Annotated in this window: 14 protein-coding genes; 10 read left to right on the top strand and 4 right to left on the bottom strand. The window is 44.6% G+C overall.

Annotation, left to right across the window (positions count from 1 at the left end; genetic code table 11):
* The first annotated feature begins 50 nt into the window (after positions 1–50).
* From ACHFJ9_RS14225 to ACHFJ9_RS14200, 6 genes are all read left to right on the top strand, one after another.
* Positions 51–746 (top strand): DUF2786 domain-containing protein, encoded by a 696-nt coding sequence (locus tag ACHFJ9_RS14225; RefSeq protein ID WP_005395879.1) that lies wholly within the window; start codon positions 51–53, stop codon positions 744–746.
* Positions 747–963: 217 nt separating this feature from the next.
* Entirely contained in the window at positions 964–1,623 is a 660-nt protein-coding gene (locus tag ACHFJ9_RS14220; RefSeq protein WP_005377956.1) for an OmpA family protein, read from the top strand.
* Between the two features lie 76 nt (positions 1,624–1,699).
* Complete coding sequence (locus tag ACHFJ9_RS14215) at positions 1,700–2,674, top strand: J domain-containing protein (RefSeq protein ID WP_395357215.1); 975 nt, start codon at positions 1,700–1,702, stop codon at positions 2,672–2,674.
* Positions 2,675–2,851: 177 nt separating this feature from the next.
* Positions 2,852–3,034, top strand: a complete 183-nt coding sequence (locus ACHFJ9_RS14210) for a hypothetical protein (RefSeq protein ID WP_005377960.1) — start codon at positions 2,852–2,854, stop codon at positions 3,032–3,034.
* Between the two features lie 413 nt (positions 3,035–3,447).
* On the top strand, positions 3,448–3,840 hold the full coding sequence (locus ACHFJ9_RS14205) for a SulA-like leucine-rich domain-containing protein (RefSeq protein WP_048626264.1): 393 nt from the start codon (positions 3,448–3,450) through the stop codon (positions 3,838–3,840).
* Between the two features lie 204 nt (positions 3,841–4,044).
* Positions 4,045–5,148: a phosphoribosylaminoimidazolesuccinocarboxamide synthase gene (locus ACHFJ9_RS14200; RefSeq protein WP_395357212.1), complete on the top strand. Its 1,104-nt coding sequence runs from the start codon at positions 4,045–4,047 to the stop codon at positions 5,146–5,148.
* A gap of 79 nt (positions 5,149–5,227) precedes the next feature.
* Here the strand turns inward: ACHFJ9_RS14200 and ACHFJ9_RS14195 are convergent, their stop codons facing one another.
* The 3 genes from ACHFJ9_RS14195 to ACHFJ9_RS14185 all read right to left on the bottom strand — a co-directional run bounded on the left by ACHFJ9_RS14195 (position 5,228) and on the right by ACHFJ9_RS14185 (position 10,251).
* Positions 5,228–6,901 (bottom strand): alkaline phosphatase D family protein, encoded by a 1,674-nt coding sequence (locus ACHFJ9_RS14195; RefSeq protein ID WP_395357210.1) that lies wholly within the window; start codon positions 6,899–6,901, stop codon positions 5,228–5,230.
* Between the two features lie 329 nt (positions 6,902–7,230).
* Positions 7,231–7,608 carry a hypothetical protein gene (locus tag ACHFJ9_RS14190; protein WP_005377965.1) on the bottom strand — a complete coding sequence of 126 codons (378 nt, stop codon included), beginning with the start codon at positions 7,606–7,608 and terminating at the stop codon, positions 7,231–7,233.
* Positions 7,609–7,896: 288 nt separating this feature from the next.
* On the bottom strand, positions 7,897–10,251 hold the full coding sequence (locus tag ACHFJ9_RS14185; RefSeq protein ID WP_395357446.1) for a helicase-related protein: 2,355 nt from the start codon (positions 10,249–10,251) through the stop codon (positions 7,897–7,899).
* 213 nt (positions 10,252–10,464) lie between these two features.
* Between ACHFJ9_RS14185 and ACHFJ9_RS14180 the strand changes: the two genes are divergently transcribed.
* The 3 genes from ACHFJ9_RS14180 to ACHFJ9_RS14170 all read left to right on the top strand — a co-directional run bounded on the left by ACHFJ9_RS14180 (position 10,465) and on the right by ACHFJ9_RS14170 (position 14,632).
* The gene (locus ACHFJ9_RS14180; RefSeq protein ID WP_005395857.1) at positions 10,465–12,153 is read left to right on the top strand and encodes an NAD-dependent malic enzyme; all 1,689 of its coding nucleotides are present in this window, start codon (positions 10,465–10,467) and stop codon (positions 12,151–12,153) included.
* A gap of 154 nt (positions 12,154–12,307) precedes the next feature.
* On the top strand, positions 12,308–13,042 hold the full coding sequence (locus tag ACHFJ9_RS14175; RefSeq protein ID WP_031780501.1) for a vancomycin high temperature exclusion protein: 735 nt from the start codon (positions 12,308–12,310) through the stop codon (positions 13,040–13,042).
* A 219-nt stretch (positions 13,043–13,261) separates the two neighbouring features.
* On the top strand, positions 13,262–14,632 hold the full coding sequence (locus ACHFJ9_RS14170; RefSeq protein ID WP_005395853.1) for an SLC13 family permease: 1,371 nt from the start codon (positions 13,262–13,264) through the stop codon (positions 14,630–14,632).
* A gap of 141 nt (positions 14,633–14,773) precedes the next feature.
* Here ACHFJ9_RS14170 and ACHFJ9_RS14165 read toward each other — a convergent pair whose 3' ends face one another.
* The gene (locus ACHFJ9_RS14165; protein WP_203346439.1) at positions 14,774–16,111 is read right to left on the bottom strand and encodes a GGDEF domain-containing protein; all 1,338 of its coding nucleotides are present in this window, start codon (positions 16,109–16,111) and stop codon (positions 14,774–14,776) included.
* A 336-nt stretch (positions 16,112–16,447) separates the two neighbouring features.
* Between ACHFJ9_RS14165 and ACHFJ9_RS14160 the strand changes: the two genes are divergently transcribed.
* Positions 16,448–17,272: a DUF2797 domain-containing protein gene (locus ACHFJ9_RS14160; protein ID WP_005393189.1), complete on the top strand. Its 825-nt coding sequence runs from the start codon at positions 16,448–16,450 to the stop codon at positions 17,270–17,272.
* Positions 17,273–17,275 lie beyond the last annotated feature (3 nt).

Here is a 17,275-nt window from a genome sequence, read left to right as displayed (position 1 = left end):
AGGTAATATGTCTGACTTCATAAATTTTCTGCTTTCGTTACTGGTTGTCGATGGATAAACAAAAAGCTCTGAAAAAAATCGCCAAGTGCTTAGAACTGGGCAATTCCGCTAATGTTAATGAGGCTGCCAATGCTATCAAAATGGCACATCGCCTCATGCTCAAATATGGTCTGGATAAAGACGATATTGAGTTTATCAGAATGGGGAAAACACAGTCTTCCCACCTACTACCAGCGAATATCAGTTCTACCATATTGCGAGTGATTCGCGGCATTAACACTAAATTCGGTGTTGAAGCGGTGTTGTTGAATCACAAAGGGCTCAAACGTGTCGAGTTTATCGGTGAAGCAGATCGCGCGATTTTTGCTGCATTTGCTTTCGATATTATTTATCGCGAGATGAACGAAAGTACCGGACAATTCCGAAACAGCTTCGCAGGTACGGGCACCTCTTCTCAAGAGGTGACTCGCCGCGTGAACTCATTTGTATCTGGTTGGGTAGAGGGCGCGATAGAGAAACTTCCAGTCATTTCCCCAGACGAAGAGTCGGCCAACAAAATCAATGATTATATTGATAAAGAATTCCAAAACATTGACCGCGAAACCTTCAAGAAGCAACTGAAAGAAGCGATGAAAAACCTAACCGAAGACTACGAAGTGGGCTTAAAGAAAGGTAGAAGAGTCTCCGTTAACCGTGGTGTTGGCGGCGAGCAAGCGCGTAAAATGTTGGGCAATCCATCGAAATAACCAGAGCAGCAATTGATTGACGTAGGTTCCAATATTCTAATGTTATTGGGACCTACTTTTTGAAGTTGTGATAGTAACGATAAGAATTTTCTTACAGAAACTCTTATCAATCTTACTTTCTCATAACAAATATCAATGCTTACTTATTCATAATTCGCATCCCATTATGAGGCATGGTTTCGCCTCAGTTTTATACGGAGATTTTCCCTTGAAAAAGATGCCTATTGCACTAGCTCTAGTGCTAGCTCTTACTGGCTGTCAAGCCACTCAACGCCAAAATGCAACAACGGGTGAATACGAAACTAACTCAACCACGCAAGGCGCGCTTATTGGTGCTATCGCTGGTGCAGCAATCGGTCTAGCAACGGGCGATGACGCTAAAGAACGTCGTCAGCATGCACTCATTGGTGCGGCCGCAGGCGGAGCGACTGGCGCTGGCGTTGGTTACTACTTTGACCAACAAGAAGCAGAATTGCGTCGCGCTTTGCTAAACTCTGGTGTACAAGTTCAGCGTGTTGGTGAGAACCAGCTTTTACTGCGTATGGAAAATGGTATCGGCTTCTCTTCAAGCTCTTACCAGCTTGATGCTAGCATTCATAATACGCTACGCGGTGTTGCTCGCATCTTGGTTGAATACCCAGATACCAGCCTTGTTATCGACGGTTACACTGATAGCACGGGCAGTGAGTCATACAACCAAACGTTGTCTGAGCGTCGTGCAGAGTCCGTACGTCAATTCCTAGTATCTCAAAACGTTGCACCTGGTCGTGCAATTGCACGTGGCTACGGCGAACGTAACCCAATTTGCTCAAACCAAACTTCTGAAGGTCGTGCGTGCAACCGTCGTGTTGAAATCCAGATCTTGCCACTGAAGTAATTTGGTTGCACCATAGCGGTAATAATAAAAAATTACCGGAGCAGGCCTAACCATAATCGTTAGGCCTGACATATCAATGTCTGTCAAAACGTCTGCCCTACTCTGCTTATTTAGCCTCTGCTTTTCTGGTTACTCGCTTGCCTCTCAAGCTCCAAATGACCCCATAGAACAATACGAGTACGCACAACAATTATTGGCATCAAACAAAGCTGAAGCCTCAACAGAAACACGCTACTGGCTAGAGCAATCCGCCAACCAAGGTTACCTCCCTGCGCAAAAACAGCTCGCGAACGACTTTGCTAAAGGGATAAATGGCGAAAAAAATGAAACACAAGCGTTATATTGGCTAACCTCTATCGCACTCAATGACCCAACCGATCGGGGCTTTCTTCTCGCTAACTTTATTCAGCGCAATCAAGATAAGGTCACAACTTCTCAATTGACTGAAGCCTTGTATCAAATGGCTTCTCAGCATAATCCAGCAGCAGAACAAGCATATAATCAACTGTTAGAGCAGCACTTCAACCAACTGCGAGCTAAACAAGTCTCGCAAATAAAGTCGCTCGATAAAAAGGCTGAACAAACACAAGAAGAGAAAAGCACAGTTGCAAACCCCAAGGTAGAATACTCGCAGTTTTTATGGCTGATCTGGCTAGCGGCGATACTCATCATCAGCGGCTTAAGCTTCTTCGTAATCAAGAAACATAAGCAGAATAGAAAAGCGCGTGAAGCCAAAGAGGAAAGCCAAAATCAGCGAATGGCGGCAAAAGTTAAAGAGCTAGAGTTTACGAACAAGCAACTGAAACGCCAGCTAGAGAAAGTATTCAAAGAATTTAAGAAATCCAAAACCCAGGCAGAGAACCATAAGCTAAGCGTCGCATGCGCCATGTTTGGCTACACACCACAACACATCCCTGATTTACAAGCAATAAAGCTACGCTATAGACAGCTATCAAAGCTTTATCATCCGGACACAAGAGGCAGTGAAGAAGAAATGAAGCGACTCAATCATGCCTTTAAGCTTGTCTCACAAAATGTTACAAAACAGTAAAAACAGGTCGAGACACTTTGGCTAGCATGCTTTTAGACCCATATAATCAAGCGCCGCAATCGATCTCCCTCTCAAACAAATTAACAGACATTTAACTTAAGTCTCGCTTTTATGCCATAATGCTCAGCGCAAAATAACACCTAACGACTCAAATTAATCTAGGTGGGGAGAAAATCAATGTTCACTGAAGAAGGCACCTGTGATTGGTGTAAAAAACCTAGTCTTGTAACTCGTCACGATTATTTAGATGGCAAGCACCATTACTCATGTAAAGCTTGTTACGACATGGCAAAAATCGACGTGCGCCTATTTAACCAAGGCGAATTACAAATGCGCGAACGCTTGCAACGAGCGAGCTAAGCAAGACGGAATCAACGGAACTGATTTTCAAAAGCGCCTTTTAAGGCGCTTTTTTGATCGGCCAAGCCCTATTTCCAATCTCTATCTCGTATTCCCTCCTATCCTACATAGCATGTCGCATCGGTTATCAGCCCCTCTCCTACTGTATACAAACCACTGCCCGTGAAAAAACACCTGTATATACAGTAGTGACCCCCTGTATGTATCTCGTCCAATTTGCTACTCATCTCACATTTTTAAATTGATGTTAGACATATCAGAAATGAAAAATAATCAAATAAATTCAAACACTTAAAATATAATCTTTTTATTTTCTTCTCAAAAAACCGCAAATAGCTTTTGAGAAACGGGTTGATCAGGTCGCCAAAACAAACTACTGTATGCACATACAGCATGTATAAAGGAACAGTAAGATGCAGTTACAAAGTCAATCTCATACATACTCTCGTTACAACGTATTGGCACAAGCAACTCAGCCCATGGCCGTTTCGGATCAGCTTCTATCTAAGCTGGCTGTTTTATCGCAGCAGAAACAATGGATTTTGTTTACAGCAGACTGCCCTCGCCCTGACTTTGAACAACTCACTGCTTCTAATATTTGCTGTAGAAACGTGATTCAAATGAAGCCTTCTCAACAGCTTTCAGAAGTCGAGATCGTGATCAAAGCCATCCGATCAGGCAATGCCAGTGCTGTTGTTGCATCAAATAAAATTGCACTTATGAATCAATCTATGTTGCGCGACATGGCGCAGCGCTATCAGTGTGAAGTCTTTTTCGTCGAAGGCAGAGTTAATAAGTACCACTAATAAGTTCGACGTTATCCATCCTGCATCTCGCCTCCTTTTTAAGGGGGCATTTTTTTGTATTAAAGAAAACAAGCAAACGTTTGCTTTTTCTCTGGCGAGTTAAAATAGTTCTGGTATGATGCCCACATTCGATTTATTCAGCGCCCAAACTTTGCTGAATATCTTCTCTTTCTGACGTTTGATTAAGATGATAGGAATGTCGCAATGAGCCTTGCTAATCAAGTACTTGCCGTCAATGACGACCTGCCAATTCGCACCCATAAACCCGTTCATAGCGGAAAAGTTCGTTCAGTTTACTGGTTAACTGAAGAAGACAGCGCCCGACTGATCAAAGAAAAAGGATACGATGTCGCTCCAGATGCGCCTTTGGCTATCATGGTGATTAGCGACCGAATCTCTGCATTCGATTGTATTTGGCATGCTGAAGGTGGTCTTAATGGTGTCCCAAGTAAAGGGGCTGCGCTTAATGCGATTTCTAATCACTGGTTCAAACTATTCAAAGAAAATGGCTTAGCAGATAGCCACATTCTAGACATTCCTCACCCTTTTGTTTGGATTGTACAAAAAGCCAAACCGGTAAAAATCGAAGCCATCTGCCGCAAATACATCACGGGTTCGATGTGGCGCGCTTACGCAAATGGCGAGCGCGAGTTTTGTGGAATCCAACTTCCTGAAGGGTTAGAAAAAGACAAAGCACTGCCAAAGTTGCTCATGACCCCATCCACAAAAGGCATTCTAAAAGGTATTCCCGGTGTGCCAGAAGCGGACGACGTGAATATTACTCGTCAAAACATCTTAGACAACTACGAAGCATTTAACTTCTCAAGTGCCGACGATATCGCACTCTACGAAAAACTGCTGAAAGAAGGCTTTAACGTTATCAGCCAAGCGTTAGAAGAAATCGACCAAATCTTTGTCGATACCAAATTCGAATTTGGTTATGTTCATGATGCTGCTGGCAATGAAAAGCTGATTTACATGGATGAAGTGGGTACACCAGACTCGTCTCGTATATGGGATGCTAAAGAGTACCAAGCAGGTCACATCGTAGAGAACTCAAAAGAAGGTTTCCGCCAGTTCCTACTTAACCACTTCCCTGACCCAGATATCTTGCTAAACAAAGAACGTATGCCAGAGCGCGAAGCACTCGCTCGTGATAATGCTTTACCCGTCGAATCTTTGATGGCGATTTCGAGCACCTACATTGGTATTGCCGAGAAGATTACAGGAAAGCCGATTCATTTGAGTGAGAATCCGAAAGCGGAAATCATCGAAGTACTGAGCAAAGAATACGGATTGATTGACTAGCACTGTCGCTAGATTAGCTAAACGCTTTCCAATAAAAAGTCCGCAATAGCTTGCGGACTTTTTTCGTATTAGGCTCAGTTTAGCCGATATTTAACGTAGTACCATCAGTTGTGGAGGCTGACTTGGTCGTCACCTGATATGTTTTGTCTTTAATCGTTGATACGAAATACCAGGTCGACTCTGCTTTGTCGGGCGTAAAAGTAACGCGCATAAAGCCACGCTGCTTGATATCTGCCCACTGTAATTCTGACACTAAGTGCGGCAACGTGTATTCCATTTGAGCGATCGCAACAGGATCTAACGCTAGGTAGGCCTCTAGCCCAGGGGAACTCACCGAGCTAGTTGCAAACTCTATCCCGATAGGATGCTTAGATACGTCTTTAAGCTCACTTGCCCATGCGTTGTGCGTATCTCCTGCCAAGCAGACAAATTTACCACTGTTGGCTTTGGCCAGTTGATAAACTTTCTCTCGCTCAACGTTGTAACCATCCCATGCATCTAGGTTATACGGGAGAGAAATGGTATCTGAACTTGGGTCAGAGAGATAAGCCGTAATCGCAGAGTTTACTGCTAATAACGCCTCTGTTTTTTGTTCTTCAGTGGCAGTAAACAATTGAAACATCGCGGTCATAACCGAACTTGGCAACTCCATACGAGACATTAACACTTGTTGCCCTAGCACATTCCAAGTTGCGTCGTGCGTACTGAACGCATCCATCAGCCAAGCGAGTTGGTCAGCGCCTAACAGCTCTCGGTCTTCGCTGCGCGACTGAGCAACTAAACCGCCAATCGCTTCCATCGTTGGAGAGCTGAGCGAGAAGTAATCCAACGGTTTATCACGCCCCACAAGTCGCGTGTCGAGCATCATCAAATTGACTAAACTTCCAAACGAAAACTGACGGTAAATCAGCATGTTTGAGAAAGTGTTTTCACGAACGGGCAACCATTCTGTCCACGCGGCAGCCGCAGCTGCACGACGATCATTAAAACTGCCTTCCTCTTCTTGATGGTTTTCCGCACCATTTTTCCAAGTATCATTTGCAAGCTCATGGTCATCCCAGACAGCAATCATTGGTAGGCTCGCATGTAACGCTTGCAGATCAGCATCTTGGCGATATTGCGCATACCGTTTTCGGTAATCATCTAAGGTAATACATTCAGTGCCTTTGCTTGGCTCTCGCCCTAGTGCCTCAGCATCTTCACTAGCGTAGCCACCAGCACCATACTCATAAATGTAATCACCGAGATGAAGCACCACATCAAACGGGTCTTGTTCATGTTGATTTAAGATCTCTCGATACACATGGAAATAGCCTGCAGGATAATTTGCACAAGATACAACCGCCATGGATGCCTTTTCTACACCATCCTCTGGTAATGTTTGAGTTTGCCCGACTTCGCTAGTGACATCTCCAACCATGAATCGATAGTAGTAGCGAGAATTTGCGTTGAGATTTTGAACATCGACTTTTACCGTGAAATCTCGGCTCGTGTCCGTGGCAAAAATGCCACTTTGCACGATATCAGTAAAATTTTCGTTAGATGAAACTTGCCAGCTTACATCTGCGTAGCTCGATGAGGTCGTAACACGAGTCCAAATGACTACTTGTGTTTGAGTAGGATCTCCACTCGCCACTCCGTGCTCAAAGGTAACCGCAACAGATTCACTAGCATCGCTACCACAGCCCACCAGCCCGGTAACAATCGCCGTTGAAGAAGCAGCTTTCATAAAGTCTCGACGAGACAAAGACATATTGACTTCCTTTCTTATTGTGTTTGTTTTTATGCCCAAATGACGTGGTGACTCAATCATCCTTGTATGCCAATAAGGGACGTTAATTCGAACTTACAGTACCAACCACTTAGTCGGTAATTTGTCCTAAAAACACAAAGTTAGAAGCTAGTTATGACAATTGCATTTCCAAACGTTACATTTTTGTTAATTTAAGTGCAAATACTCTATATTCATCACACTTCCAAGACCTGTGACAAAAACCTCAAAATAAAAAAGCGACCTACTTTGAGGTCGCTTTTCATTGCACTATTGTTAAGTAGTACATCGATGAAGTGGAAATACTCAGCCTAAAACTTGATGTTAAGAACATCTTGTTCTGACGTGTCCACTTTCAACTGACTGCGAGATTCTATGTACTCGATTTGCTGAACATCGAGCGAATATGGCATAACGACTCGCAATTCATTGATCCCTTCATGTTTAGCTAACTGGGTTAAGCGGACCAAATTGGATTCATCACTTTTACGAGAAGACATCGATTTTAATGCGGCATCCCACAACCGATCTTCAGGCTTGCTCAATTCCGCAATGTTCTGTTTCCACATCAAACCGAAAATAGGCGCGATGGTGGCAAATGCCTCTAAAAAGGTCCATTTTTTACTACCTGTCGCCCCTAAAAAGCTAGTGTAGTCGAATTCAATGCACGTCTTTCCTTGTTGATCCATTCTATGCCCCCGACACTCGAAAATGAGATATACCAAATATCGTTCAACTGTTTTGATATAGCAATGGGATATAAAACATTCGTCTTTTATGCACTAATTTACATGCAAAAGGAAATATTAAAACCAGCTTTGTAACAACTGATGTACAGCTTCGCCATATATAAGCATTCAATTGATTAATATTTCAATTAAGAAACTAAAAACAACACGTAAGTAACGCTATCAATATGAAATCATTATAGATTCACCAAAAAAATATCCATTCTTGTCACAACGTCATCCGCCTACCTACTTCACATCAATCACTCGACTGGCCTTTTTATACTGTATCTTCCAACCAGCCCAGCGTGGCAGCTCCCAACGCTTTGGATCCCCCTTACGGTTTCCCTCTCGATAAACGACCTGTACCAGCTTGCGAGACGCGTAATACTCAACATCCAGTTGGAGTTCTGGCAGCGAAAGTTCTAAAGGGTACTGCTCCGTGAAATCGTCGTATTCCCATTCTGGAACACCGTAAAATGTTAAGTCTTCCGGTTCAAACAACGCCATATCATCGACATTTTCAACGCCTAATGTTTCCAACTGATCCTTTAACCAGCTAGAAAATGTCAAGGAGGCCAAGTCGTTAACCTCTTCTCCTTCGACATTAAGGCCCAATGCGTTGTAGAGTTTCCAGTGTTGGATTTGTTGTTTTCTTTGAGAAGCAAAACCTGGTAACAGTGTCTCGTCTTCTATCATTTCGACAATAGACTGAACAGCAACATCACCTTGTAACGCTTGATGTTCAGAACAGACTGTTCGCCCGGCGTAGACCAAATGCATCGTTGCTCTTGGGGCCTCCTCTTCATAATTCGTCTCGCCTTGTTGCCACTCCCCTAGTTCAAGTTCGCGTAACAACGTCAGCGGGATAGGCGTCATGACCGATGCGAGGTTCAGTGTTTGCTTAACGCCTCGTCCTGGCACGCTATGGCTATCTAGCACGATGGCCGCTTCTTCTTTATCAGGAAAGCGGCTGTTACGCCCAACCAGCATCTCGACTACTCCATTTCCTAGAGCATCTCTTCGACGAGCTCGTCGGACAAACACAAGCTCAGGGTGTAATGAGGCGATGGAGAAAAAGAGCGCTTCACGGTTATATCGAGAGGCAACGTCAAGTTCCGGTAATTCAAATACTTCTCGCATTTGTTTCGCTAAACCTTGTGCCTCTTCGAGTGCGCTGGCATCAATGACAATGCCCGGAAGTCGCTCCCCCCGAACCAAACGGATAAGCAAAGAGGCATCACATCCGTATGGCTCCTCTTGAGATAGAAGCTCAGCGACTTCGCCACTTTGTCGCTGATAGAGCTGCGCAGGCACAGATAAGGCGGCAGCCAAATCAATCATTGCTTCCTTCTCTGGCTTCGCTTGAATTCTGGTAACAAGATCGGCAAACAGTGCATCAATGGGTAGTGGATATACTTTTCTCCCATGCTGCGTGACATTGCCATCCTCATCAATCGCTTCCATAGATAACAGCGTCGAATGAGATGCCTCTAGCGACTTTGGAGGAATTGAGTCGAGAAAATCGAGTGTTGAAAGACGATATCCACAACAAGCCGCTGCCAGCATGGGCTCGACGAGCTCTTCTCTGTGCAATTCTGGAGGCGTCACTAATTCTAAAGGCGCGTGTTCACCATATAGACGAATACAAGCTCCTTCAGCAACACGGCCCGCCCGCCCCATTCGCTGCGCGGCGCTGGCCTTAGAAATGTGGGTCAGCGTTAAAGCTGTGCGACCGTTACGTTGAATGGTTCGACGCTCTAAGCCGCTATCAATGACAACTCGGATGTTAGGTATCGTTAAGGAGGTTTCCGCAACATTGGTTGCCAATACGACTTTTCGTTGTTTTTGCGTAGTTAACGCGCGGTGCCGTTCTTCATCACTAACCGAGGCATGAAGTTTGATCACCATGACATCGCCGCAACTTTGTAACATCTGAGCACATTGGGTGATCTCTTTGCGTCCAGGCAGGAAAACAAGAATATCGCCATCTTCATCTTCCAATGCTTCTTTTACCGCTCTGAAAACCTCTTGTTCACATCCCTTCTTATTCGGTAAATAACGGCTGTCTAAAGAACGATGTGTCACCGTGACTGGAAAGCAACGCCCTTCAGATTGCAGACGCTTCGCATTCAGGTAACGCGCTAGCTTTTCGCCCTCCAGCGTAGCGGAAGTGACGATCAACCGATGTTGATTTTCTTGCTTCAAAATTGCGGTTAATAGATCAATATCCCAGCGTCGCTCGTGAAATTCGTCCACTATCACGATATCGAAGCCTGCTAGCTTGTTTTCCGCAAACCAACGCAGTGCGACTCCCGGAGTCACAAATACAACTTCGGTTTTTTCATCAAAGTAGGCATGAAGCTTGATCGCGTAACCGACTTTGCGACCTATTGGCTCACCAGATTGCTCCGCAAGATATTCAGCCAACGAGGTACAAGCAATTCGACGTGGTTCAATAACCAGCACGCGTCCGTGTTTTGCCGCCCACATAGGCAAACGGGTAGATTTACCTGACCCGGTTTCGGCTTCCACCACGAGATGGTTTTGGTTCACATGTTGGTCAAACTCAGCTTGCAGGTTGTCGATAGGTAGTTGAAACATAGAAATTGGATTTGATTTGATGATGCAGAACATTATACCCAAGTAAAAAAATCCTGCTTTAGGTATCTCTAAACAACCAATATTGCCGATATTTTCGGCGGTATCTGAGTTTTTTTGCGACATTACATTGATGTGCATCAACGCATGTTTACAACTAAATGGTGAACCCGTTAAAATTTGGTGCGCATCCTTCAACCCTACATAAGGCACCCAATGAACAACGATAAACGCCCACTATATATTCCATATGCGGGTCCGGCTCTTTTAGCAACCCCTCTTTTGAACAAAGGCAGTGCATTCTCTGCTGAAGAACGTAGTTCATTCAACTTAGAAGGCTTGCTTCCAGAGTCTACCGAAACAATCCAAGAGCAGGTGGAACGTGCCTACCAGCAATACAAGAGTTTCGAAAGCGATATGGATAAGCACATTTATCTGCGTAATATCCAAGACACCAACGAAACACTGTATTACCGCCTAGTGCAAAACCACATTTCTGAGATGATGCCTATCATCTACACGCCAACTGTCGGCGCAGCATGTGAAAACTTCTCTAACATTTACCGTCGTGGTCGTGGTCTGTTCATTTCATACCCGAACCGTGACCGTATTGACGACTTGCTGAATAATGCAGCAAACCACAACGTTAAAGTGATTGTTGTGACAGATGGCGAACGTATCCTTGGCTTGGGTGACCAAGGTATCGGCGGCATGGGTATTCCTATTGGTAAACTGTCACTTTATACCGCGTGTGGTGGTATCAGCCCTGCTTACACGCTACCAATCGTGCTTGATGTGGGTACCAATAACCCGCAACGTTTAGCTGATCCGATGTACATGGGTTGGCGTCACCCTCGTATTACGGGTGCAGAATACGATGCATTTGTAGAAGAGTTTATTCAAGCAGTACAGCGCCGTTGGCCTGATGCCTTGATCCAGTTCGAAGACTTTGCTCAGAAAAATGCGATGCCTCTTCTTGAGCGTTACAAAGATCGCGTGTGCTGCTTCAATGATGATATTCAAGGCACGGCGGCCGTTACTGTTGGCTCTCTACTTGCAGCCTGTAAAGCAGCAGGCACTCAGCTGTCTAAACAGCGTATCACCTTCTTGGGCGCTGGCTCTGCTGGTTGCGGTATCGCAGAAGCGATCATCGCACAAATGGTATCGGAAGGGATTTCTGACGAGCAAGCTCGCTCACAAGTTTACATGGTTGACCGTTGGGGTCTGTTACAAGAAGGTATGCCTAACCTTCTTGATTTCCAACAACGCTTGGTGCAGAAACATACCAATACGAAAGAGTGGGAAAATGAAGGAAATGGCTTCTCACTACTCGATGTTATGCGTAACGCCAAGCCAACGGTACTAATTGGTGTTTCTGGTGCTCCTGGCCTATTTAGCCAAGAAGTCATCGAAGAAATGCATAAACACTGTAAGCGTCCGATTGTCTTCCCACTGTCGAACCCAACAAGCCGCGTAGAAGCAACACCGAACGACATCATTCGTTGGACAAATGGTGAAGCACTGGTTGCAACAGGTAGCCCATTTGAGCCTGTGGTTCATGAAGGTCGCACTTACCCTATTGCCCAATGTAACAACAGCTACATCTTCCCTGGCATTGGCCTTGGTGTACTTGCTGTAAACGCAAAACGTGTCACCGACGAGATGCTAATGGAATCAAGCCGTGCGCTCGCAACATGCTCTCCTCTAGCAATCAACGGTCGTGGTGCGCTACTTCCACCGTTGGAAGAGATCCACTCGGTATCGAAAAAGATCGCGTTTGCTGTTGGTAAGAAGGCAATCGAACAAGGTGTCGCATTAGAAATCACTGATGAAGCATTAAACGTGGCGATTGAACAATCGTTCTGGCAACCGGTTTACCGTCGCTACAAACGCACTGCGTTTTAAGCTTGAGACATTTCGTTTAATAATTAGCCCCTACCATGTAGGGGCTTTTATTTTTTTATCATCCTAACCAGATTTTGGCATAAATGGGCTTCTCTCTTTTTGTTTCTATCAGATATGATGAGAACTACATTTTTAGTTAAGGATATAAAACGTTTTGTTGTTTTCTCGCATAAGATCAAAGTGGAAGCTGAAATTTTCCTGGAAGCGACTTGCTTTGATTTTGTCGATCTCTGTACTTAGTCTGCTTGTTTCTGTTATTGCCATCGACCGGTGGGTGGTTTTACAAGCCAAAGAAAGCATTTTCACTGAATACGAACAAATACCTCAACATGAGGTTGCTGTGGTTCTCGGTACCAGTAAATACATCGGTAAGATCCTCAACACTTACTACACTCATCGCATTAATGCGGCGATTGAGCTTTACAACCAAGGCAAAGTAAAACAGTTTTTATTGAGTGGCGATAACGCCCATCGCTCCTACAACGAACCGTGGACGATGAAACGCGACTTACTTAAAGCCGGCGTGCCTGAGGAAGTGATTCACCTTGATTATGCTGGCTTTCGTACTCTAGATTCGATTGTGAGGGCGAAAAAGATTTTTGCTTCGGAGCGCTTTCTGATTGTGACTCAGCGCTTTCATTGTGAGCGAGCGCTGTTTATTGCCGATGCTTACAACATTGATGCGCAGTGTCTTGCGGTAGCAGGACCTACGACAAACAAACAAAAAACATCAATGCGTATTCGAGAGTTGCTCGCCCGTGTGAAAGCCTTTTTAGACCTCTACATTATTAATACGCAGCCCAAGTTTCTTGGTCCTCAAGAGCCTATCGTTGCAGTAAAAGAGCCTGAAAAAATCTCTAATGAGCCTCTGCAAGTTCCCGTCGAATAGAGGAATCACGCAGCTCACAAGGCTAATAACATTTCTATAAAACAAATGGGTAGTTTTCTACCCATTTCCAATTCTCAACATCACATTTTCTAATTTGCTCTACGATTCAGGCAAAACTCTTTTTTGCATTCCAAGTAACATTTAATCAATAAATAACTACAAGTCAGTTACTTTGCCATAAAAAAACCGACAAAAGGCAATGCAAAAGGAGCACTACCCATGACCGCACTCGCTGTGACATTGAAGAACTGGTTCTTCACTCGCAACAGCATGATTTTGAACGCGAATATCGTATTGTTCATTATCTTGTTTAATACCCTACCCTTTGAGCCACAAGTAGTAACCGGCCTGAGCATCTTAGTTTTTGTTGCTATTCTTTGGCTAACCGAAGCGATTCACGTCAGCATAACCGCGCTGCTCATACCATTACTTGCGGTATTTTTAGGCGTGTTTAACACTCAGACCGCACTGAACAACTTCTCCAACTCCATCATCTTTCTATTCTTAGGTGGTTTTGCACTTGCTGCAGCTTTGCATAAACAGAAGTTAGACCAAGCTATTGCAGATAAAGTGCTGTTACTCGCACGAGGCAAAATGTCTGTCGCTGTATTCATGCTATTTGGTGTGAGTGCTGGCCTGTCAATGTGGATTTCAAACACCGCCACTGCCGCTATGATGCTGCCCCTTGTACTGGGTGTGATGACAAAGCTAGACGCGAAGAAAAATCACAATACCTTTTTGTTTGTTCTGCTCGGCATCGCTTACAGTGCTTCGATTGGTGGTATTGCAACGCTGGTTGGTAGCCCACCAAACGCCATTGCAGCAGCTGAAGTTGGCCTAAGTTTTACTGAGTGGATGAAGCTCGGTGTGCCTATCTCATTAGTACTAATGCCAATCGCTATTCTCGTGTTGTACACCATGACTAAGCCTGACCTTAGCCACAAGTTTGACCTTGACCATCAGCCTGTCGAGTGGACAAACGGCAAAATGATTACACTGGCTATTTTCTTACTGACGGTCACGTTGTGGATTTTCAGTAAGCCTATTAACGCGATGCTAGGTGGCTTCGCTAAGTTCGATACCCTTGTCGCAATAGGTGCGATCCTTCTGCTTGGGGCTTCTCGCGCTGTAGAGTGGAAAGATATTGAGAAAACAACCGACTGGGGTGTGTTAATCCTATTTGGTGGTGGTATCTGTTTGAGCAACGTTCTAAAAGCAACCGGAACAAGCGTATTTTTGGCTCATAGCTTGTCAGGCTTCCTTGAGCAAGCCGGTATCCTTCTGACGATTCTTGCTGTGGTTGCTTTTGTTGTCTTCTTGACTGAGTTTGCAAGTAACACCGCTAGTGCTGCACTGCTGGTCCCTGTATTTGCAACCATCGCAGAGGCCTTAGGCATGTCTCCGGTCATTCTCTCTGCATTGATTGCCGTCGCTGCATCTTGTGCATTTATGTTACCAGTTGCAACACCTCCAAACGCGATTGTGTTCGGTACGGGTCATATCAAGCAAAAAGAAATGATGCGAATTGGTTTCGTCTTAAACATTGCCTGTATTGCTGCACTAACGCTTTTCGCTTGGTTGTTCTGGTAAAAACAGCAAGTCCGATTAGCACTACACTGCTGCTCACGGTAATCGTATCGATGACCCAAACTTCCCCCTAAGTGGTGTTCAGCAGTTTCCCTCTTGGTGGCCAGTTGGCCACCTTTTTTAATTCCTTTGAGTGACGAATCGTTAGGCTTGCTTCTTTTCGCAGGCAAGCAAACCATAATGAACCTCGACCCGGTTGCGACCATTGCGCTTCGCTTGGTAAAGCACTTCGTCTGCTCTCGCCATGGTTTCTGAGACGCGTTCATTTTGCATTTGGGCGACGCCAATGCTGCATGTTAATGATTCACCGTGTACCCACAAATGACTCTCCACATTTTTGCGAATCATTTCCGCCTTCTTCACAGCTTGCTCAATATTGGTGTCAGGGCAAAATACAACAAACTCTTCTCCCCCCCAGCGAACAAGTCGGTCATCTGGGTAGATGGAACTTGCCACCACCATGACAAATTCGCGCAATATGTCATCCCCCATTTGGTGCCCAAATTTGTCATTCACCTTCTTAAATTTATCCAAATCCATATAGAGGATACTGAATGTACTATGCCCCCAGCGAACTTGCCGTGATTGCTGCTCAAGCCAGTGCTGCACTGCGTGACGGTTCATCGCTCCCGTCAACGCATCGCGATGCGCCAACTCTGCAAACTCATAGTTTTGAGCTCGCAACGTACCATTCACCTTCTCTAAATGACGATGACGTTTTTTCGCTTTTTCATAAGCGACTCGATTTTTTCGTAATTCGTGCAGCGAAAATGCCAGTCCAAGCGCCATCCAAGAGAGTAAGAGCGCATACAGTAACGTTTCTTGTGCAAGGTAAGCGCCTTCAAACTCAATTTTATCAATCACAATTTTGTGCTCGCCAAGTGCCGCACCAGATCCGGTCGCGATATCAATACGTGTGATGTTTGAAAATTCAGGTGCAGAGTGTTCAATCGCGACTTTGTTGTCTACTAACCACCACGTCATCACCTGTAAATTTTTAATCGGAATTTCGATGATGTCGTTTGAACCGGACGGAGAAAACTGCATGCCATTGTATTTAATCGTGTACTCGTCGTCTGGTTTGGAATACTCAGGGTTATAGTTGCGCAGATATAAACGCAAATCATGGCTCGGATTGGGCCCCACCCCCGCCTCTTCATATCTCACTTTCAATCGAATCGTATGGTAATTGGAAAGGTCAATCCCCTGTGTTGGCGTTGTGGAATCGGTATAAACAGAGATTCCGCAATAAGGCCAAGCATACGAGCTTTGCTTTAAGTCACAGCTGAGAACTAGGCTTTGCTTATCGTAAAAAATATCAGCCTCACTCAAGCCACCTTCGCTGGCGTCTTTAGTCGCATAGATATTGAAATGTTCTGGTGTAATGGTCAGCTTTCGTGTATCGCCAAGAACACTATAAAGCGCAACCAAACTAATAGTGCAAATAGAGAGGGCAAAGATAAATTTATGGATCCACTTCATGGGCGAGTGACCTGCTCAGCTTATATACAACACAATGTACTCAATGATTTTTCGAACTTCAAACAAAGTCATTTATCAAGAAACAAAATTACTTTTAGCTTTCGTTCTTACTTTCGATACATGGTAACGTGTTTTGAACCGTTATCACGTTTTTAAATCTCTCAAAAATGCGGTTCACTTGTTATTTGCGAAGCATTTCACAGCCGTATTTCCTAACCCATGAAGGCCAGTGCATAACATTTCAGAGCGATACATTTCGCTTTAATGTGCCTGTCAACCCTGCATCTCATCACCACTTCGGATATACTGTGCAAAAACACAATAATGAGTAATGTCATGTCATTAATTGCAACTGGTACGCTAAATAAAATGCGTGCATCTCTGGACGGTGCTGTCAGTTACCGTCTACCTGTTGGTGAGGAAGAAATTGATCTATCACCGTTTCTGGGTAAAACGCTCACACTGACTCACACGGGCAATATTTTTTGTTGCTCATGTGGTAAGAAAACGAAAAAGAGTTATTCGCAAGGCCATTGTTTTGTCTGTATGAAAAAGCTAGCAAGCTGCGATATGTGCATCATGAAGCCAGAGACTTGCCACTACGACCAAGGGACTTGTCGCGAGCCACAATGGGGCGAAGAGAACTGCATGGTGGATCACTTTGTCTACCTATCCAATACATCCAGCTTAAAAGTTGGTATCACTCGTCATACGCAAATCCCAACTCGTTGGATTGATCAAGGTGCGACTCAGGGTTTGCCAATTTTTAAGGTAAAAACTCGACATATCTCCGGATTAATTGAAGTTGAACTGGCGAAACACATCGCAGATAAAACCAATTGGCGCACACTGCTGAAAGGCGATGGTGAACCAATGGCACTGCAAGATCGTTTTGCTGAGCTATTACCTTTAGTCGAAGACAAGATTGCTGAGATAAAACAGCAATTCGGTGAAGATGCAATTGAAATATTAAGCGAAAGCATTACCGACCTTAGCTATCCGGTGCAACAGCACCCAACTAAGATCACCTCGCATAATTTCGATAAAAACCCGGTTGTTACTGGCACTTTGCAAGGCATCAAAGGTCAATACCTCATTTTTGACACTGGCGTGATCAACGTAAGAAAATTCACTTCCTATGAAGTGGAAGTAAGCGCCTAGTTT

The sequence above is a fragment of the Vibrio sp. D3 genome (assembly GCF_043995865.1).
Lineage (GTDB): Bacteria > Pseudomonadota > Gammaproteobacteria > Enterobacterales > Vibrionaceae > Vibrio > Vibrio diabolicus.
This window is presented reverse-complemented; position numbering and strand designations above follow the sequence as displayed.